General features: G+C 64.4%; 17 protein-coding genes and 1 tRNA gene. 10 read left to right on the top strand and 8 right to left on the bottom strand.

From position 1 onward, the window contains the following. Nucleotides 1–15 precede the first annotated feature (15 nt). Together ABCS02_RS32355 and ABCS02_RS32360 are read left to right on the top strand one after the other, a co-directional pair. Nucleotides 16–92: transfer RNA gene (locus tag ABCS02_RS32355), tRNA-Met, on the top strand. Nucleotides 93–314: 222 nt separating this feature from the next. Further along, on the top strand, nt 315–1,745 hold the full coding sequence (locus ABCS02_RS32360; protein ID WP_345839832.1) for a hypothetical protein: 1,431 nt from the start codon (nt 315–317) through the stop codon (nt 1,743–1,745). A gap of 211 nt (nt 1,746–1,956) precedes the next feature. On the opposite strand, the gene ABCS02_RS32365 is transcribed toward ABCS02_RS32360, so the two are convergent. The 3 genes from ABCS02_RS32365 to ABCS02_RS32375 all read right to left on the bottom strand — a co-directional run bounded on the left by ABCS02_RS32365 (nt 1,957) and on the right by ABCS02_RS32375 (nt 5,801). Next, nucleotides 1,957–2,481, bottom strand: coding sequence for a hypothetical protein (locus ABCS02_RS32365; protein ID WP_345839833.1), 525 nt, complete (start codon nt 2,479–2,481; stop codon nt 1,957–1,959). Further along, nucleotides 2,478–3,932, bottom strand: a complete 1,455-nt coding sequence (locus tag ABCS02_RS32370) for a hypothetical protein (RefSeq protein WP_345839834.1) — start codon at nt 3,930–3,932, stop codon at nt 2,478–2,480. Before ABCS02_RS32370 ends, ABCS02_RS32365 begins: the two co-directional genes overlap by 4 nt. A gap of 846 nt (nt 3,933–4,778) precedes the next feature. Beyond that, the gene (locus tag ABCS02_RS32375; RefSeq protein ID WP_345839835.1) at nt 4,779–5,801 is read right to left on the bottom strand and encodes a hypothetical protein; all 1,023 of its coding nucleotides are present in this window, start codon (nt 5,799–5,801) and stop codon (nt 4,779–4,781) included. Between the two features lie 194 nt (nt 5,802–5,995). Between ABCS02_RS32375 and ABCS02_RS32380 the strand changes: the two genes are divergently transcribed. From ABCS02_RS32380 to ABCS02_RS32390, 3 genes are all read left to right on the top strand, one after another. Then, nucleotides 5,996–6,199, top strand: a complete 204-nt coding sequence (locus ABCS02_RS32380; protein ID WP_345839836.1) for a hypothetical protein — start codon at nt 5,996–5,998, stop codon at nt 6,197–6,199. A gap of 295 nt (nt 6,200–6,494) precedes the next feature. Then, nucleotides 6,495–7,595 (top strand): site-specific integrase, encoded by a 1,101-nt coding sequence (locus ABCS02_RS32385; RefSeq protein WP_345839837.1) that lies wholly within the window; start codon nt 6,495–6,497, stop codon nt 7,593–7,595. A 28-nt stretch (nt 7,596–7,623) separates the two neighbouring features. After that, nucleotides 7,624–7,881: a helix-turn-helix domain-containing protein gene (locus tag ABCS02_RS32390; RefSeq protein ID WP_345839838.1), complete on the top strand. Its 258-nt coding sequence runs from the start codon at nt 7,624–7,626 to the stop codon at nt 7,879–7,881. A 571-nt stretch (nt 7,882–8,452) separates the two neighbouring features. Here ABCS02_RS32390 and ABCS02_RS32395 read toward each other — a convergent pair. Then, complete coding sequence (locus tag ABCS02_RS32395; RefSeq protein ID WP_345839839.1) at nt 8,453–9,091, bottom strand: hypothetical protein; 639 nt, start codon at nt 9,089–9,091, stop codon at nt 8,453–8,455. 187 nt (nt 9,092–9,278) lie between these two features. On the opposite strand from ABCS02_RS32395, the gene ABCS02_RS32400 reads away from it, so the two are divergent. After that, a complete protein-coding gene (locus tag ABCS02_RS32400) occupies nt 9,279–9,863 on the top strand; it encodes a dual specificity protein phosphatase (RefSeq protein WP_345839840.1) in 585 nt (194 codons plus the stop codon). Between the two features lie 24 nt (nt 9,864–9,887). Here ABCS02_RS32400 and ABCS02_RS32405 read toward each other — a convergent pair whose 3' ends face one another. Further along, on the bottom strand, nt 9,888–10,127 hold the full coding sequence (locus ABCS02_RS32405) for a helix-turn-helix transcriptional regulator (protein WP_345839841.1): 240 nt from the start codon (nt 10,125–10,127) through the stop codon (nt 9,888–9,890). Nucleotides 10,128–11,630: 1,503 nt separating this feature from the next. Here ABCS02_RS32405 and ABCS02_RS32410 point away from each other — a divergent pair. Continuing rightward, nucleotides 11,631–11,936 (top strand): nucleotidyltransferase domain-containing protein, encoded by a 306-nt coding sequence (locus ABCS02_RS32410; protein WP_345839842.1) that lies wholly within the window; start codon nt 11,631–11,633, stop codon nt 11,934–11,936. A gap of 297 nt (nt 11,937–12,233) precedes the next feature. Here the strand turns inward: ABCS02_RS32410 and ABCS02_RS32415 are convergent, their stop codons facing one another. Beyond that, nucleotides 12,234–13,304, bottom strand: a complete 1,071-nt coding sequence (locus ABCS02_RS32415) for an alpha/beta fold hydrolase (RefSeq protein WP_345839843.1) — start codon at nt 13,302–13,304, stop codon at nt 12,234–12,236. Nucleotides 13,305–13,329: 25 nt separating this feature from the next. Next, the gene (locus ABCS02_RS32420; protein ID WP_345839844.1) at nt 13,330–14,928 is read right to left on the bottom strand and encodes an ABC transporter substrate-binding protein; all 1,599 of its coding nucleotides are present in this window, start codon (nt 14,926–14,928) and stop codon (nt 13,330–13,332) included. Between the two features lie 251 nt (nt 14,929–15,179). Between ABCS02_RS32420 and ABCS02_RS32425 the strand changes: the two genes are divergently transcribed. The 3 genes from ABCS02_RS32425 to ABCS02_RS32435 all read left to right on the top strand — a co-directional run bounded on the left by ABCS02_RS32425 (nt 15,180) and on the right by ABCS02_RS32435 (nt 17,613). Further along, nucleotides 15,180–15,752, top strand: a complete 573-nt coding sequence (locus ABCS02_RS32425) for a TetR family transcriptional regulator (protein ID WP_345839845.1) — start codon at nt 15,180–15,182, stop codon at nt 15,750–15,752. Between the two features lie 107 nt (nt 15,753–15,859). Beyond that, nucleotides 15,860–16,612 carry a Rieske (2Fe-2S) protein gene (locus tag ABCS02_RS32430; RefSeq protein ID WP_345839846.1) on the top strand — a complete coding sequence of 251 codons (753 nt, stop codon included), beginning with the start codon at nt 15,860–15,862 and terminating at the stop codon, nt 16,610–16,612. Then, nucleotides 16,609–17,613: an SRPBCC family protein gene (locus tag ABCS02_RS32435; protein ID WP_345839847.1), complete on the top strand. Its 1,005-nt coding sequence runs from the start codon at nt 16,609–16,611 to the stop codon at nt 17,611–17,613. The genes ABCS02_RS32430 and ABCS02_RS32435 overlap by 4 nt, the downstream gene beginning before the upstream one ends. A 65-nt stretch (nt 17,614–17,678) precedes the next feature. Here the strand turns inward: ABCS02_RS32435 and ABCS02_RS32440 are convergent, their stop codons facing one another. Beyond that, a complete protein-coding gene (locus tag ABCS02_RS32440; RefSeq protein WP_345839848.1) occupies nt 17,679–19,277 on the bottom strand; it encodes an ABC transporter substrate-binding protein in 1,599 nt (532 codons plus the stop codon). Nucleotides 19,278–19,297 lie beyond the last annotated feature (20 nt).

Genomic DNA, 19,297 nt, shown 5'->3' on the forward strand with positions numbered 1-19,297 from the left:
AGTAGATCTTCGTGCCGCGGGGTGGAGCAGCTCGGTAGCTCGCTGGGCTCATAACCCAGAGGTCGCAGGTTCAAATCCTGTCCCCGCAACCAAGAAGTACAGGTCAGAGGCCGTTTCCGGAGTTATCCGGAAGCGGCTTCTGGCGTTTCACCCTGCGCTGACTACGACGCTGACTACATGTCGTGCGCGTTCACTCCCGGCTCGCTCGTCTGCTCTCGACAAGGATGGGTCGCGTACCAGACCGCGACGCTACGACATTGCGACTCGTCCACAAGCCGCGGATCTACAAGATGCGAGGAGCGAGGGGATCATTGATGACCCAAGCGGCACAAGCACGACCCACCTACTTGCTAGGCGCGGGCTTCTCGAAGGCTGTCAGTCACGCGATGCCGATCACGAATGAACTCGGAGCATCGCTCGGTGATCGGCTCGCAAACGAGATCGGCTTCGAGCTGCGCCCGGGACAAACATTTGAGGATTGGCTGACGCTGCAGGTCACACCACTGCCTTTCCTCCAAGGATTCGAGAACTCGAGAAGAGCGGCGGACGCCTCACGCGTGATTGCGGAGATCGCGACGGTCCTCGATTTGGCCCTTGAACGGGCGGCGGCCGACGCCGCCCCCCCGTGGTTGTTGCAGTTGATCGCGCTCTGGCACGCGGAGCGCGCCGCAGTTCTAACCTTCAACTACGACACACTGATCGAACGTGGCGTGAATACTCTCGCGCCAACATCGACATCGCGCGATGGCAGCGTGGGTTTCATCCAAGGCGACGAAGTGGTCTTCCCGGCCCCACCCGCCCCCAGCGCACAGTTCTTGGGCGATTCGGGAGTTGGATACTCCGGCGAGTCGTTTCAGCTTCTGAAGTTGCACGGATCCTTGGCCTGGTACTGGGGATCAGGTGACGCCACTGGCTCGACACTCGTCCGTCTGAGGGAGAAGCACGTCCTCGGGCGAGCGGAACCTCTTGCCGCCGAGGCTGACTTCGCAGGAGCGACAAAGCTGGACCGCTACATCATTCCTCCGGTCACGAGCAAGGACGGGTACTACAGCTCGTACCTGGCCAATGCCATATGGCGGGATGCGCGTTCTCAGATCTCCACCGCCACGAGCTTGACGTTGATCGGATACTCCTTACCTCATGAGGATCGAGTCGCTTCCGAGCTGGTTGCACAACTGCCCGACACCGCGCCAGTCACGGTCGTCGATCGAGACCCAGGAACCGTAAACCAACGCCCGTCGGTGCTGGCGAATCTGCGACGTCTGGGAATTGATCCTGCATCCGCGATCGGCGGAGAGGATTGCGTGGAACGCTTCGTTGCCGCCAAGCTGCACTCGGCGATATCAACATTGCCGGCGGCGGACGCGTTCGACGAACTCGAGAACCCCAACGCCGATGTAGTAGTTGCCGTCTCTCAAGGGTGGGGACATCAAAACAGGGGCGATCTCTACGTCCTCGTATGGAACGAGAGCAACGGTACCTTCGAGGCTCACGGCGTACCGTCTACAGCGCGCCAAGGCTCATCCATGCCGTATAGAGAATCGGTCCTGAACTCGATGCCGAGCGGCCACCGCCGGCTAGGCGACTTCGTGACCGCAGCACGACTGCGGGCCCACATACAGGACGGCGCGGCGTTCAGGTTCACGCTTCCGATGGCAGGCCGGACAGCCGTAGGAATCGGCGTCAGACGTTTGAAGGCGGAGCGATGGGAGATTCTCGGGATGCAGTGGGCGCCATCGCCTTAGTCGGCGGACAGACCATAGATCAATACGAACCCTCCGCCGAGGTGATCGTCGATCGTCTACGAGAGACGAGCTCAGACGGCGAGCGAAACGCGAGCCGATAGCAAACGAGGCTGACCAGCACGAGCCGAGCTCGGCAGTCTGGAAGGGTATCGGCGTTCTGAACCGCGCGATCAACCCGAGGTGACGACTCTGACAGGGCGCGATAGGCGGATCAGTAGATCCCGATGTGGAAACGGAAGTCCTCGAGCGCCTTCACCAGCGTCCACGTGTCGCTGCCGCGCGTGCAGACAATCCTGAGCCGCAGGTCTGGGTCAGTCCGCGAATCAGAGCCCGCCCCGACCGCCACAGTGAATCGTCTCTCGACGCCCATGGGGAGCGCGCCGAGCTGGATCTCATGTCTGAAGTTGCCCTCCCCGGTGATAGCGATCGGTCGCGAGAGGTCATCAGTCGCGAATGGCTTGAAGATCACGACGCTGTCCAGGTCGTCCGGCCCATCATTGATCAGGTGGTAGATCGCCTTGTCCTCCGCCACATCGATCATCTCGGGCAACCAAATCCGCAGCTGTGGTTCACGATCCCGACGATGCCGATCGGTGCTGACAGCAGCCGAGGACTCTGCAGCTCGTGCCGAACGCCTCGCATAGACCACCGAGATGATCGCGACTGTCGCTGAGAGCGCGGCAACCACTAGCGAGACGATCGCAACGCTGAGAGCAACAGGGTCTGTCACGGTCACAACTTTGATGCGGACAGCTTCGGGCGCGCGTCCACGACGAGGAGTTGAACCGAACATCCGAGCTGTTCGGAGATCGTCGCGCAAGTCTCCTCCACTTTGCGGATCCGCGCGCGCTCGAAGTCCGCGTCCTTGAATCCCACGGCTAGATACACCCCGTAGTCGATCTCCTCACTCCGCAGATACTGCGGAAGCTGCTTGCTGACGCCAGCTGAGAAATGGCTGCTCTCGATGTACTTCATCTCTATGAGCGCGCGACGCTCCCAACTCTGCGAGAACTTGAAGTCCACCGGGCCGCGCCCCACGTTGGTTTCTTTACTCAGATCAACGTTGGCGAGCTTGCATCGAGTTCTCCACATCACACCCGCAATCGCTTGGGCGATCTTCTCCGGTCGGTGCTGGCGGCAACCGTCATCCCATAGAAGCCGCCATGCATCGGTGTTCTCGATCACGAACTGGAAGTCCTGAGCCAGGTCGTAAACCCATTCAGCGAAGCCGGACGGATCCGTCGGTGCACGGTCGGATGTCGAGTCCGGGGACACCATCGCTAGGGCCTGTGCGCCACCCTCGTACCAGTCAACGAGGCCGCGAGGATCTTCTTCTACATCGTATGGATCGGCTATGAGTGGTCCGCGGCTTTCAGCGAAGCCCAGAGCGAGGTCCGGCCGCGCCCACGCGACCCGCCGCGCATGTTGAGTCTTCTCCGATCGGCTGAGGCTTTCGCTTAGGTCGAAGTTCAGGTCATCCCGCAGAACGGCCGCCTCCGTGAGCGATGCCCAGTCCCAGAACTCGTCCGGCTCAACCCGAGGAATATCCTTCAGGAACCGGCGAGGTACCAGCAATACCCCGCCCTCGGTGGCGGGGTTCGGAGTCAGTTCGACTGTGTCGTCAAGCCATTTCGCGGTCGCTGCATCCCAGCGCACGTGACGAACCTTGACTAGCGAACCCTGAACGTCGTGCCTGCTGAGAATCGACTGCGTGTAAGCCACGAATCGGTCCTTTAGGATGTTTCCGACGATGTCGCTAATGCGGTCGACTCCGATCCCGTTGCAGAAGAGCGCGAAGCCACCAATGCTGGCGAGCCGAGGAACCCTGCTCTCGCCCACCAGGGCCAGGACTTTAGCCATGCGGGCCGCGAATTCCGGACCAGTACCAGCTCCGCGTGGCGACCCCAGGGTTACACCCAGCGCAAACTCGGGCGGCTCGGGGAAGTGAAGGAGCCTGATCGCTTTGCGCCAAGCCGGAGTGTCTTGCACCGCACCGGATGCGAGCACGAGACTCGCGGCCGTCTCGAAGAATTCGACCACGCGATCGTACGCGCCCGACCAATGCGGATCCTTGTCGCGGAAGACCAGGTAGGGGTCAATGTACAGCGGGCTGTCCTGCTCGAGCACGGGGTCGAACCAGTCGTCGTCTGGACCGATCGCGATTCCTGATGCCTCCGAAAACCGCACGCACAACCCCCCGCTGCCCCCGCAAGCGAACCCACTCTTTCGCTTGATCTCAAATGCAGGGTAGCGGACGGGACTCAACGATCTTGCTCCTACCGACCGAGCGGCCATCCATGTGGCGAGCCGCAGGGCCATTGGGTCAACCACGCCCCAGGCGCAGCGCTTATGCACGAGTCGGTACCCGAAACGCTGTCCCCGCCCATCCGTGCGGCACGTACTCAGTCACCAAGAGAGTGATGGAGACGGACATGTTGAGACGCAGCCAGGTGCGGTTCGCTACTGATTGGAAGCATGACATTCGATCGCGGGTGTTCGAAGAACTGGAAGCAAAGCGACTCAGCGCGGGAGAGGCGATCGTGCTGATATGCCTTGCCGACTATGCGGACTTCGCGACGGGAGCCAACGCCCGGCCCACGATCTCGACGCTGGCTCGCCGCTGCGGGGTATCAAACAGAACCGTGGAGCGAGCACTTTCTGACGGACGAGGGCTTGGCTTGATTGAGCGCGTGAAGCGTGGAGGCGGCTCTGGGCAGAGTGCTCGCGGCAGCACATACCGGTTCCTGAAGCGGGATGCGACATCGATCACTCCCGACACCACAGCGGCACAACCATTAGGAACCAGCGTTTCTGAACCAGCGGAGGAACGGAACGTGCATACACGCCATACCCAAACGGCCAGCCGCTTCGGTCAGCTTCGCGGTCAACAACCCGCGGACTTCGAGCGGTCCTGGGCGAGAGCTCGACACGAAGCATCTCGTCGTAGAGTCCGGTTCTCAGAAGACGACGCCGGGTCCATGGCTTCCGAAAATCCATCGGCATAGCCGCGTGAACACGCGGAGCGGGCCGACTTTAGAAAGGTGTGTCTTGACGCGATTGAACGCTCTCCCAGGGATCCGGCGAGCGGAGCACCTCCTGGCGGTCGGCGTGTGCTCGCTCTCGATCTGGCGCGGCAGCGGCCGCGGCGTCGGCCTTCTTCTTGTCGCGAGCCGCGAGGATCTCTCGTGGTTCACGATTCGAGAGCCGCACCATAAGCGCACCAACCACGTGCATCATCAGCCATGCGTCAGCCTTGGAAACATCCCCCTCGCGGTGACGATGCGCATTCCCTCGTTCTGAGCGGTCAGTGTTCACCCAATCGATGATCGGCTTCATCAAGCCACGGTCCCCTCCTGTGATGATCTTCGCGCGCTGCGCTTTGTCAAGCTGATCGGACACCGAGTTTCCCTCGATTCCGAGGGCACGAAAGTGCTCCTGAAGCGCTGTCGCTGCTTGTGTCAGTGCCACGTCTGTCTCCCCCGCTGAGAGCCTGGTTAGGGCGCTCTGGAAGGCGTCTGATGCAATCCTGAACGTGGGATCGTCAGCCAAGAGGATGGTCGCTGGTCGCAAAACCTCGGAGTGGAGCACGAAGTTGCCACGTTCCTGGAAGCGGCCGTCCTCGAAGACCCAGTCGACGCGCGCGTGCAGCAGTCTGTCGTTCACGAGCTCGACAAAGGCGTCAAGTTTGTACTCCGGCTCGTGGTCGGCGAAGTTCCCGTACCCAGAGTCGTCCCACTCCTTGTCGTTCTCGGCGAGCCAGACGAACGCATTGACCACCGCAGCAAGCGCATCGAGCCGCTCCTCATCAGTGCCTCCGCCCTGAAGTCGATCGACGCTTACCCAGGTTGTGGAGTTGTAGAGTCCGAGCCTCTTGTCCGCCAGCCCCACCACGCGCTTTGGCATGTTCGTCAGATACTCCAAGGCCGCGAGGATCTCCGCGCCGACGGCCGTTGGGCAACCATCCAGCCACACGATGCCGGTCCTCAGCTCTTCGGCCGCTTGGTCACGGCGACGGCGTAGTTCGGAAGGCAGCGGGTCCAAGCGGGTATCTCGCATGCGGTCAGCGTAACGGCTGCTCAGAGCGACGCCTCGTGACCGAAGAAGCTCGTACGAACGGCACCTGCTCTTGCGACGAACGACTCCGCGCCAACCCTCTGAGGATTGAACGCGGGATTCTTCGGCTCAGGTCCATCTACCTACAGATTCGCGGCCGGGTTTCTCTGTGCGGAAGGCCGACGTACTCTTCGTTCATGTCGACCGTCACAGACGAGACGGAACCGCTCGCTGACGTCGTCCGCAGACTGCACGAACGGTTCCCGCAGCTCCCCACCGAGCGCGTCTCTGACGCCGTCATGCACGCTTACTACCAATTCGACGGAGCACCGATCAGGGACTACATCCCCGTGCTTGTTGAGCGTGCCGCACGCGCCACTCTGAGGGCTGGCGTCGACTAACCACGTCCAACTCTGGGCATACCGAGTCGCCACTCAGACCATCTGCGCGTCGCTGGCGGGTGACGATTGGGTAACTAACCCGACGGTCCGCAGGGACGATACCGGCGTCTAGGCGCGGGTAAATTCCTGATCAGACCCACTAAATGCTACCGACCTTCCGGCCCCCTAAGCATCCTAGCTGTCAGTCGACTACGGATCCGACTACCTCGGGGCATCAAAGTCGGCGAAGTTGTGTCCCCGTTCCGCGCGTCCGCCCGTACTTCCTAGTGTTCACGTTCCGACCTAGGGGGCAGCAATGGCAGGCCGATTGACGAAGCGGGCCGACAAACGCTTCGTGGTGACCGCCACCTTTGAAGGCAAGCGGTACTTCTTCTACGGCAAGACACAGGCTGAGGCACGATCCAAAGCCGACCAGGCTCGTGCACGTGCCAGGGCGGGCGCACCCGTCCGTGATGACACGCGCTCCCTCGGAGACTGGCTCGCGGAGTGGATCGACACCTACCTGGCACTCAGCGACCGTGCTGAGTCGACGAAGATCATGCACGCGGGCTACGTCCGCACGTGGATCGTTCCCATCATCGGCACAGTCCCCTTGGGGAAGCTGACGGTGAACGACGTCAACCGGATGCTGCTGGCAATGAAGGCAGCGGGGAAGGCTGAATCCACCCGACGTAACGCCTATACGACGCTCCGCAAGAGCTTGGACGACGCCGTGGTGAATGGGCTGATCGCCACCAATCCAGCGCATCGCATCCGGCAGCCTGGCGTCACCCGCCGTGAAGCGCGGTATCTGACTCCTCTCGAAGTAACCGCACTGCTCAGCGCCGCGGCGACCCACCGCTACGGGATCGTTCTCCGCTTCATCCTCGGCACAGGCGTCCGGCGTGGGGAAGCGCTTGCTCTGAGATGGAACGACATCCATCTCGCCAACGGACACGCGGCGCTACGGGGGTCGCTCACCCGCCGTGAAAGCGGACTCGTCGTGTCAGGCGTGAAGACGAAAGCGAGCAGACGGACGGTGGCACTGTCCCCCACGATGATCGATCTTCTGCGTCGCCACAAAGCAGCCCAGGCCGCAGAGCGGCTGCACGCCGGCCACCTTTGGGAAGCCAGCAACCTGGTCTTCACCACGGCATCGGGTGCACCCGTAGAGCCGCAGAACGTGCTGCGCACCGTGCGCGAGGCGGCGAAGAAGGCAGGCCTCCAACGAGTGACGGTGCATTCGCTGCGCCACACCTACGCGACTGCCGCGCTACTGAATGGCGTGGCTCTGAAGGTCGTGAGCGCCAATCTCGGCCACGCCTCGATCCAGATCACCGCCGACACCTATGGCCATGTCACCGACGATGCGGCCCGTGCCGCGGCAGTCAAAGTGGCGGACGCCTTGGGTCTATGACCGAAATCCCCGACTGGAGAACTCGCACATGCACCGAACCGGGTACCGACCCTTGCCCTTCTACACCTTCGCAGTTGCACGACCGGACCGCTCCTCGTACGGACGACCTCTGCTCATTTCTCAAGATGAAGCAGCTCACCGGCTCGGCGTGAGCCGCACCACCATCTGGCGACTCATCGCCGCGGGCGACCTCCAGCCCGTTCGAATCGGCTCACGGACCCTCGTATCGAACCTTTCAATCGATGAGTACATCGCACGACAGATTGACGATGGCGGTCGGCGATGACGACGAAGAGCGCGAAGCCGATGACATGGGAGCTGAGCGCCGCAATTCGGGACACCGTGGGGCTCACAAGCGATCAGAAGGCGTTCCTCTGGAACATCACCAGCCACCAGAGTCATTGCGAGTTCGGTAGCCGGAAACTCGTGATGCAAAGGACAGGCCTCACGGACTGGAGACTCCGGAAAGTCGTGCAGTTCCTCAAAGAGCAAGGCCTGATCCGAGTTGTAGAGACGCCCGGTGGCACGACGGACTACAGGATTCGATACCGGGCACTGAAGGCGCTCTCTAACCCGAACAACCCCGTGGCGTTGGCCAACACGGCGACGCGTCGTCGTCCGCCCGGACCGGGCATGTCGGGAGCCACCCCTCCCCCACGTCGATCTACAAGAGCGAACACGAAGCGAACACCGAAGATTTTCAGAAGAACAGAAGATCTAGCGACGGCGACCCCTCCGGGCGGCAAAAGCGAAGAGTCGTAGTGCCTCCTCGCAAGCGGAAGCCAGCCAACTCGACTGAGGAATTCGAGCGTGCACGCCGCGAGCTCGACGACCTCGACTGACGTCAACCTTGAAGGTCAGCCTCGACGAGACACCCGACGAGCTGCAGCGCGAACGTTGGTAGCGGCGGGAGGCTGTTGGAGCAGTCCACGCAGCCGCACGATAGCCCGTTGTATCGCCTTCTTCGTGGCTTCCTCTGTCCTTCCAGCAAGCGCAGCGACGTCGGACAGGGTCTTGTCTTCGATCAAACGCCAACGGATCAGATCCAGATCAGCAGGATACGCATCGCCCAGGGCAAGCAATGCCCGCTGAATGTCAAGCCGGTCAGCTACGACTACCGACAGGCGCTGGCGACCTTGGATAGCCGAACGCATCCGGTCTTCCACAGCAGCGTCGTCCTGGTTCCCGAAGTCGACAGGAATGGCAGGACGAACCTGTTGCTTCCGGAAGGCGTCCACCCCAGCGTTCTGGATCACGGTGGTCAGCCAGGCAATCGGCACGGTTGCGTTCCCATCCCGGTCTTCGGGCAGATGTTCCCGCCCAAATTCGGCGACGTATTTTTCCATGACAAGCGATTCCAGGTCTTCGCGATCCGCTTGTGACCAGCCCGACCACTTGCGGCGGACCAACCGGGAAACGGCTTGCTGCACCTGTTGAAGCCCGTAAATGTCGGTCCCATGCCGGCCACGGGGACGGTAGTCGTCTGTTGGCGTCACGGGCGGCACAGTAGCGCCACCAGGTAACGGCCCGACAGCGGACCTATGACGCCACCGCAAATTCGGCCACCAACGGCGCTGTAGCGCCCACCAGCGACCGTTCGCACCTTGGGTGTCCCATTGTGCGTCGGCCCTACGTAGTCCCTTACAGGGCCGTACAGCGGTTCCGCGGATGAAAGGAAGCACTGTGAACACAAGAATGGAACTGGCGGATGCCTGTCAGCTGACAGATTCCCTGTGGGTCGGCGGCCAATTGGACCGAACCGATCCCGTTCTTGCCCACCGGCAACTTGACGAGCTGTCTGCCGCGGGAATCGATTCCATCATCGATTGCCGGTACGAAGCTGACGACGTCGATTGGATCACGGCAGCGAAGCCCCAGATCGACTACCTGCACATCGGTGTCCAAGACGCCGGGCTTCGGATGCCCGAAGACTGGTTCGACGTCGGTACCGACTACGCCTTGGAACAGATTAAAAACGGCCACGTCGTGCACGTGCACTGCCAGGCAGGAATCAACCGTGGACCATCGATGGCTTTCGCGATCTTGATCGCGCAAGGCTGGGATGCTGTTGAAGCGCTGGATCACATCAGATCGGTCCGTCAGATTGCCCGAATCGGGTATGCCGAAGACGCCGTCGTGTGGCTGGCTGCGAAGGTCGGTGGATCGGTCAGCGATAGAAGCTCCCAGATGAATCGCGTCAGGGCCTGGCGCGCCGCGAATCAGCTACCACGCCGTAGTGACAAGCGTGCGTACGGGAACCCCACCTGAGCGAATGGATGGGCTCACTGAGACTCAGCGGTCAAGCACACCGACAAAGTCGCCGAAGCTAACGTCCAGGGCGCGCGCAACGAGATACCAGGACCGCATCTCTCCCGCACGCTCGCCGCGTTCCAGCGCAATGACACCACGGCGGCTCAAGCCGGACGCCTCAGCCAGTTGCTCGTATGTCAGACCCCGCTGTCGCCGCAACTCGGCCATCCGAACTGCCAGCCGGCCCAGTGCGGGCTCGGGCGGAGGAGCGGACGTGGGCATTCAAGCAATGCCACTAGAGTCGTCGGCGAAACACAGTGCGCATCTGTGCACTGCACGCGTTGCTACGGGCCGCGAAGGGCGGCAGGAACTGGGGGAAAGCGATCGATGAGCACTCTGCCAACACGGCCCACCACCAAGCCTCAGCGAACGAGCAAACGTCGCGTTATCCCGATCGCCGTCGGAGCAATCGCCCTCGCCTTCTCGCTGACGGCATGCGGCGAGATGCCAACACTTCCTCCTTGCGCCGAACGGGACGCGAGCGCCGACCAGACGGGCTGCCATGGCTATGGTGCAGCCAGTGCGGTGCCTACGGATGCGGCCACAACTGACACCGGAACGACGCAAGCAACCCAAGCGGGCGATGCGCCGTCCACGGACGTCGGTTCAGTCCCCGCCGAACCGTCATCTACCCCCAACCAGGCCCCGCCCGCAGCGCGCCCACCACAGTCGGCCAGTCAGCCCCCCGCGGCTGCTCCTCCAGCGGGAACCGACCAACAGGAGCTCGTCTTGAGCATCGACTGGGCAGCCCCGGTGACGCCGTTACTCTTCGCAAGCGAGCAGACCACTTGGCGGGCACAGGTGAAGGTCAAGTCGAGCACCGGAGCGGCCTACGTATCGGTCTATCTGGGCGGACCCAGCGGGGGCGGACCAATCCCGGCTGCGCTGATCTCAGGGACAACTCATGAAGGCACATGGCTGGCATCTGCCACCGCGAACTGCCACTCGTACCCGCCGGGCGGACAGGCGTTCACATCAGCCTCCGTCGGCGACAGCGCAGGCAACACCGCCCAAACCGTGCAATCACCTGTAGGGATCACGTACACGGGCTCGTCTCGACCATATGTCTGCCAATGAAGAGGTTGCTTGGAGCCCAAGAGCGGACAGCGATGGTGTGCTGAAAGTAGGGACGTAGTCCTGCTACTTAGCTTTGACTCGCCTGTGGCATGCATTGAAAGGCCTAGGCCCTGTGTCATACCGCCACTTAAGGCACTACTAAGGGGCATAAGAGCGCATATAGAGGAGTGGTTGGCTGGAGGAGTGGCGGCGTAAGACACATCGGAGAGCTCGCGAGGTAAGACACATCGGGAGCTCGCGAACGTCCACCTATCTCGCTCCGCCTCGTAGATGCGGCAAACATGGGTGCGATGCCGCCACTGCATGGCGGTCCGTCAGCCCCAGGCGGCGCGACTCGCGCGCTGCCTCCTCCACGCACGGTGAGCGGAGGGCGCTTGACTACGGAACTGACTACGTCTACTCCCACGCGCGAGGAACCGAGTGGAAACACTCCGAGCCCCTACCCACCGGCGTTCCCCGAAAATCCAACGAAACCGAACATCCGGAAACACCGAGCATCACCGTTCCTCGGGCTCATAACCCAGAGGTCGCAGGTTCAAATCCTGTCCCCGCAACCAAAAGGCCCGGTCAGAAGCAATTCTGACCGGGCCTTTCCCTTTCCCTGGACACGCATCTCCCGGGGCGCGCACCCGCCGGTACGCTGAACGCATGAGTGCTGTAGCCGCGCTGGACCGCGTCGCGATCGGCCGCGCGTGTGAACGCTGCGGCGTGGCGCGGCTCCGGGTCTTCGGCTCGGCGGCGACCGATCAGTTCGACCCCAGAACGAGCGACTTCGATTTCCTCGTCGACTTCGGCCCGGACGCACCCCAGGGCATCGCTCCGTTCTTCGGCCTCAAAGAAGCCTTGGCGCAGATCGTCGGACGTGATGTCGACCTCGTCGAGGCCAACGCGGTACGGAACCCGTATTTCGCCAAGCGCGCCTTCGGTGAGGCCGTGGATCTGTCTGCAGCCTGAGTCCGCCGCATTCATCTGGGATGCGTTCGACGCGGCACGCGCGATCGTCGGCGAGGCGCTGAACAGTCTTCGTCGCGTGGACGGAGACACCGCAGCCCGTGACCCGCGCTGCTCGCCGAGGTCAGCGAACCCTGATCCCGGAACGTAAGCGCCACCCGGCTGACCCGGCCCCTCCGTATCCCGCGAGACAACACGCACGCTCCGAGACTGCAGGCGATGCCTGCAGTCTCGGAGCGTGGATGCGGTCTCGCGCCCGGGCCGCGGAGAGAAGCCCCTCTCCGCGGCCCAGGAGATCACTCAGTCGCCGAAGCCGTTGGCCTCGAGCCACTCGCTCATCAGGTCAGCGACCTGGAGGTTGTTCAGGTCGGAGAAGGCGAAGTGCGTGTTGCCGGTCACCCCGCGATCGGGAAGATCGAGCACCTCCGCGGTCCCGCCCCGTGCACGCAGCGCCTCGACGAGCTGCAGCCCCCGGAGGCGCTGCGGACCGTACTCGTGATCGTTCTTCACGTAGTCGCCGTACACGAGCTGGATGGCGACGTCCTTCAGGCGATCGAAATCGCCGTCCGGAACGAGGTCGGCATCCAGCCATGCCTGCGACGGACCCTCGTACTCGAGGTGGGCCGGCGGCTCGTCCACCGAGAAGGTGTACGGCGACGACTCGTACGCGATGATGCCGCGGACGTTCGGCGACTTGATCGCCGCCCGCCAGCCGAACGCCCCGCACGTCGAGTGCATGAGCAGCACACTCGGTCCGATCTCGTCGACGAGCTGGGCGACCGCCCCGCTCATCAGTTCGCGGATCTCCTCCGAGAACCCGTCCTCGAATCCGTCCGGCCCGTTGCTCGGCGTCACCTGGCTGAGGTACTGCCGGTACGCCTCCGTCCCGGGCGGGAAGGCCGACCCTGCGTGGGGGCGCGGGCCGTCGCTCGTCCAGCTCCCCAGCCGGAAGGCCGGGTAGATCTCCTGCTCGGTGAAGAAGAACTCGTCGTCCATCGCCCCGGGGATCCAGGCGCCGGGGCCCGAGACGCTGGCCCGTCCGCGGCGCGGCTGGTCGATGATGAACACGGGGTACCCCCGGCGCAGGAAGATGCTCTGATAGCCCTCCCGGCCGTCGGGCGTGGTCTCCCACGTCCGCCCGGTCTCGCCGTAGCCGTGCCACATCACGAGGGCGTGCTTCTTCGCGTTGACCGGGATCTGGTACTGCACGTACCCGGCGTCGACGAGGACGTTGCCGCCGTCGGGACGCTGAACCGTCGTCCCGCCGAACGCGAAGCTGCCCTGTTCCTGGATGACGATCGGCTCGCCCGCTTCCGGGGCCCGAAGGCCCCGGAAGCGTGTCGACGACGCCGTCATGGCGTTGCCTTCCACTGTCTGTTCCTCGATCCCGTGGGCGTTACTGGCTCACGCCCAGCGCAGCCCAGTTCCATTCGGTCGTGGAGTGGAACGCATCGATACCGGTGACGTTCGCCGCGGCGACCACGGGCGATGCCGTGACCACGGTCGGGATCGTCGCGTAGAGCTGGTCGGCGATGGCGGCATCCGCCTGCTGGAACAGCTGTCCGCGCTGCGCCTGGTCCGGCGAGACCGCCGCCTGGGCGAAGAGGGAATCGACGTTCTGGTCGCAGACTCCCGACGCGTTGCCGTAGGCGATGTCGGTCGGGTTGCACTGGTAGACGGTCGCCAGGAGGATCGACGGGTCCGCCTCGGTGGACGTCTGGACGAGGAAGATGTCGAAGTCGTGGTCACCGCCCCACACGCGAGCAATCTGCGACTGGAAGTCGGTCGACACGAGGTTGACCTTGACGCCGATCTTGCTCAGATCGCTGGAGAGCAACTGGCCGGACTGGGCCACCTGCTGCTGGAGGGAGTCGTACGCGATCGTGAACGTGAAGCGCGTACCGTCGGGTCCCGCCGGGTAGCCGGCCTGGTCGAGCAGGCTCGCCGCCGCGTTGAGGTCGAACGGATACTGCTTCGCATAGTCGACGTTCTGGTTGGTGGCCCAGCCGATCGCGCGGGGGATGTTGCTCGGCGCCGGGTTGGCGGCACCGAAGTAGGCGCGCTGGATGATCGGGTCACGGTTGATCGCGTGCATCAGCGCCTGACGTACACGGATGTCGCTCAGCGGCCGGCCCGGACGCTGGTTGATCATCATGATCTGCTCCTCCGGGGCACCCGCGATCGGGACGACCTGGTACTTGGGGTCGGCCTCGAAGGTGGGCAGCTGCGTCGGGTCGACGCCGTCGCGGAACAGCAGGTTCGCCTGACCGCTCGTCAGCGCGAGCGTGCGGGCGTTGCTGTCGGGGATGATCGGGTTGACGATGCGGTCCGCGTTGACCGGCCCGTCCCAGTAGTTGTCGTTCTTGACGCCGGTGACCTGCGTGCCCTGGTCGAAGGACTCGAACTTGAACGGCCCCGTGCCGACGGGAGTGTTCCAGGCGGGGTTGTTGACGAGGTCGGTGCCCTGGAAGATGTGCGCCGGGCTGATGTACAGGTTGCTGAGGCCCGCGAGGAAGTAGCCGGCGGGAGCCGACAGGTGCACGACGGCGGTGTTGTCATCGGGCGTGTCCACGCCCGTGATGAGCGCGGCCGTCGTCGCCAGCGGCGAGTACTGCTTGATCGCCTCGGTGAGGTTGAACTTGACGTCCGCGGAGGTGAACGGCTTGCCGTCGTGCCACATCACGCCCTGGTGGAGGTGGAACGTGTAGGTGAGGCCGTCCGTGCTGACGTCCCACGACTCCACGAGGCCGGGAACGACCGAGAGGTCGTCCGTCTTGACGCGCACGAGGGTGTCATAGAACTCTCCCCGCAGCATGTACGCGGTGGACTCGTTCGCGAGCGGGCTCAGCGACGGCGGGTTCGCCACGATCGGCGACACGATCACCTTCGGAGCTCCGCTCGAGCTGCCCCCACCGCCCGCGCAACCCGTGATCGACAGGGCGATCACGGCCGCTGCCGCCACCCCCCAGGCGATCCGTCGACGCTTGAATACCATGTGATGCTCCCAGCTGTGTCAAGTGAGCGCCGTTGCTGCGGCAGCTCGGTGAGAACACCCGGCACGCACGCTGCACGATGATGCGTCGCGCGGACGCCCTCCTATGGGCGAGGCGAAGAATCGATCTGTCGGGTGTGCTCCGCATACGCGGAGTTGAGTTGAAGGTAGGGACCCCGGGGAGAAGGCCTCGACAGCCGGGTCCACTCAGTGGTCCGGGCCGGGACCGGGATGTGCCATGCGAGACTGATGCCGTGCCCGCGCGCCGCCTTCCCGACCCCGATCGCCCGCAGAAGATCATCGCGGCGACGCTCGCGGTCATCGCGCGCGACGGCATCGGAGCACTCTCCCACCGCGCCGTCGCGGCGATGGCCGACGTGCCCCTCGGGGCGACCACCTACTACTTCAAAACGCGCGACCAACTGATCGCCGCGGCGACCGAGCACGCGGCCGCCGACCTCGCGGCAGAGGTGGACTCGTGGTTCGCCGACCCGCCCACCCGCGCGACGATCGCCCGTCGCATCGGCGAGCTGACGGCCTACCAGACCGCCCCCGGGCCCCGCCGGGACCAGCTCGCCGTCGAATACGAGCTCTACCTCGCCGGGGGACGGATCGCGTCGCTCCGCGAGATCAACAGCAAGTGGGACGGCGTTCTGAGCGAGCTGATGACGCCCATGATGCCGCCGGACGCGGTGCGCGCGGTCGCCGCCCTGCTCACCGGGTTGCACGTCGAGGCGGTGGTCTACGACGTGAGCTACGAGGCCGACGACGTCGCGATGCTGCTGGAGACGACGATCAGCGCGTTCGAGTCCCGCGCGTCTCACTGAGCGGACCCCTCGCCCGCCGAGGCCCTTGCGCGACGACGGTGCCGCGGTAGAGTTCATCGCATTGGACGATCGTCCATTAGCTGTGAAACCCTCCGCGGAAGGCTCAGATGGACACGCAAGAGGCGCTTCGGCGCCCCGACACCCTGTCGTCGCAGGAGCAAGAGATCGACGACGCGGCGACGATCGCGCGCGACATCGAAACCCTCTTCCGGCCGCGATGGCACGTCGCCGGCCACATCGACCAGCTGGCGGCCCCTGGCGCCTATCTGACGTTCGCGCTCGGGGACCGGGAGGCGGTGATTCGTAGGACCGCCGACGGGCACGTGCACGCGTTCTACAACGTCTGCCCGCACCGCGGCTCGCTCCTCTGCGAGGGCCGCACGGGTGTCGCCTCCCCGCGGGCGATCATGTGCCCGTATCACGGGTGGACCTTCGAGCCTGCGGACGGCGCGCTCATGAAGGCCCCGTACATGCACGATGACTTCGATCTCGCCGGGTGGCGGCTCTACCCCGTGCACGCCGACGTGTGGCGGGGTCTCGTCCTGGTCTCGTTCGCGGACGAACGTCCCGCATCGCTCGCCGACGCAGTGGATGCCGACGCGCTCGACGGCTTCGACGGCAGCGGCTGGAAGCTCGCGACCTTCACGAGCGATGACGTCCCAGCGGCCTGGCGCACCGTCTTCGAGAGCGAGGGCGCGACCGGCGAGTCCGCCCACTCGTGGCAGCCCGGCTCGACGATCGTCGTCGGCCCCGATCGCGTCCGGGTGCAGGTCTCGCGCCCCACGGGGGCCGGGACCACCGTGACGGACCAGTACTGGCTCATCCGCGACGAGCCCACAGGAAGGGAAGCAGGAGCATGACGATCACCGAGTTCCGGCCGTCGGAGACGGAGTACACCGGCTCGCCCCGCGAGTGGTTCTTCGGCGAGGACTGGCTGCAGCGCGACATCGAGACGATCTTCGAGCCGCGCTGGCTCGTCGCGGGTCACGTCGATCAGCTCGCGCTCCCCGGCGCCTCGGTTTCGATCGCGCTGGGCGACCGGGTGTGCGAGGTCCACCGCGGTCCCTCCGGCGAGTTCGTCGCGACCGAGACACGCAGCGGTCGTCGGCTGCACACCGACGAGTGGGTCGGGTTCATCTTCGTCGCGTTCTCCGACGCTCGCCCCGCTCCCCTCTTCGAGGAGCTGGATCGCACCGGCCTGGACGGCTACGACACGCGCCGGCTGAAGCTGGCCTCGTTCAAGAGCCACGAGGTCAAGGCCAACTGGAAGGTCGTGTTCGAGAACAACAACGAGTGCTACCACTGCGAGCTGAACCATCCCGAGCTGGTCACCCAGATCGACTGGAAGGTGACCGAGGCCGCGGACTTCGACCAGTACATGGCGGACCGCGCGAACGGCCGCGAGGTCGAGACCTCCAACAAGGTGGGAAGCTACAGCACGCTCAACAACAAGCGGGTCTCGCAGCAGCTCCTGCACCGCCACCCCGAGGCCAGCCCCGCGGTCGGCTCGTGGACGGTCTTCTGGGAGCCCGGCTCGGGCCTCGCGTTCGCCCCGGACCACGCGTGGCTGCAGGCACCTCGGCCGACCGGCGCCGGAACGACCCAGGTGGATCAGTACTGGCTGGTCGCCGACGACGCCGTCGAGGGCGTCGACTACGAGATCGACGACCTCCGGTTCTTCTGGGACGCGACGCTCATGCAGGACAAAGACCTGTGCGAGAACGTGCAGCGCGGCATGTCGATCCCGGTGTACCAGCCGGGCCCGCTCAACCGCCGGTTCCAGGGCGGCAACGCCGGCTTCTACAGCTGGTATGAGGCCGAGATGCACAAGCGCCACCCCGAGATCTTCTCCGGCGCGTGAACACGAAGAAGCGGGGTGTACCGCGCCGGTCCGGCGCGGTACACCCCGCTGTCTTTCGTGGCGGATCAGCTAACGCCGAGCGCCGACCACTTGTATCCGGTGTTGCTGTAGAAGTCCGCGACACCGGTCACGTTGGACGCGGCGATGACCGAGGCTGCCGTGACCGTGAACGGGATGACCGCGTACAGCTGGTTCGCGACCTCGGCGTCGATCTGACGGAACATGTCACCGCGCGCCGCCTGGTCGGTCGTGACCGCGGCATCCGCGAACAGCTTGTCGACCTTCTGGTTGCACACGCCGGACGCGTTGCCGTAGCCGATGTCCTGCGGGTTGCACGAGTACAGGGTCGACAGGATGATCGACGGGTCCACCCCGGTCTGGAACTGCACGATGAACGCGTCGAAGTCGTGCGCTCCGTTGTCCCACATCCGCGAGATCTGCGCCTGCGAGTCGACCGTGACGGCGTTCACCTTGACGCCGATCTTGTCGAGGTCGCTGGTGAGCAGCTCGGAAGACGTCTCCACGGGCTGCTGCTCCGCGGACACCGTCAGGGTGAGCGTGAAGCGCGTGCCGTCGGGACCGACCGGGTAGCCGGCTTCGTCGAGCAGCTTGCCGGCGGCCACGGGGTCGTACGGGTACATCTTCATGTAGTCGACGTCCGGGTTGGTCGCCCACGACAGCGCTCTCGGGATGTTGCTCGGCGCCGCCGCAGCCGCGCCGAAGTACGCGCGATCCACCATCGGCTGGCGGTTGATCGCTTGCATGAGCGCCTGACGCACCCGCATGTCGGCCAGCGGTCGGCCGTCGCGCTGGTTGATCATGATCGCGAGCTGCTCTGGGTAACCGGCCATCGGCGCGACCTGGAACTTCGGATCCGCCTCGAGGGCCGGGAGTTGACTCGGGTCGACGGCGTCACGGAACGCGAAGTTCGCCTGACCGCTCGTGAGCGCCACGTTGCGGGCGTTCCGGTCGGGGATGATCGGGTTCACGATGCGTGCAGCGTTGACCGGCCCGTCCCAATAGTCGTCGTTGCGGACACCGGTGACCTGGACGCCCTGGTCCCACGACTCGAACTTGAACGGTCCGGTTCCGACGGGCGTGTTCCAGGCGGGGTTCGACATGATGTCCGTGCCGGAGAAGATGTGCGCCGGGCTGATGAACAGGCTGCTGAGGCCCGCGAGGAAGTAGCCGCTCGGGGTCTTCAGGTGGACGACCGCGGTGTTGTCGTCGGGGGTATCGACCGACGCGATCTGCTCGTACGTCGTCACCAACGGCGAGAAGTACTGCATGGCCTCGGTCAGGTTGTACTTCACGTCGGTGGACGTGAAGGGCTGGCCGTCGTGCCACTTCACACCCTGGTGCAGATGGAACGTGTACGTCAGGCCGTCGTCACTGACATCCCACGACTCCGCCAGGCCCGGGATCACCTGGAGGTCGGCCGTCCGCACGCGCACGAGGGAGTCGTAGAACTCGCTCCGCAGCATGTATGCCGTGGTCTCGTTGCCGAGCGGGTTGAGCGAAGGCGGATTGGCGACGATCGGTGAGACGATCACCGAGTCGGCCTTCCCGGATCCTCCACCACTGCCGCTGCAGCCCGTAAGGGCGAGGGCGGCAGCGGCGACCGCCGCCAGCCCCCACATGTACCTTCGTCGCGTTTTCATCATCGTGACACTCCTTTGCTGTG

Source organism: Microbacterium sp. X-17 (assembly GCF_039615055.1).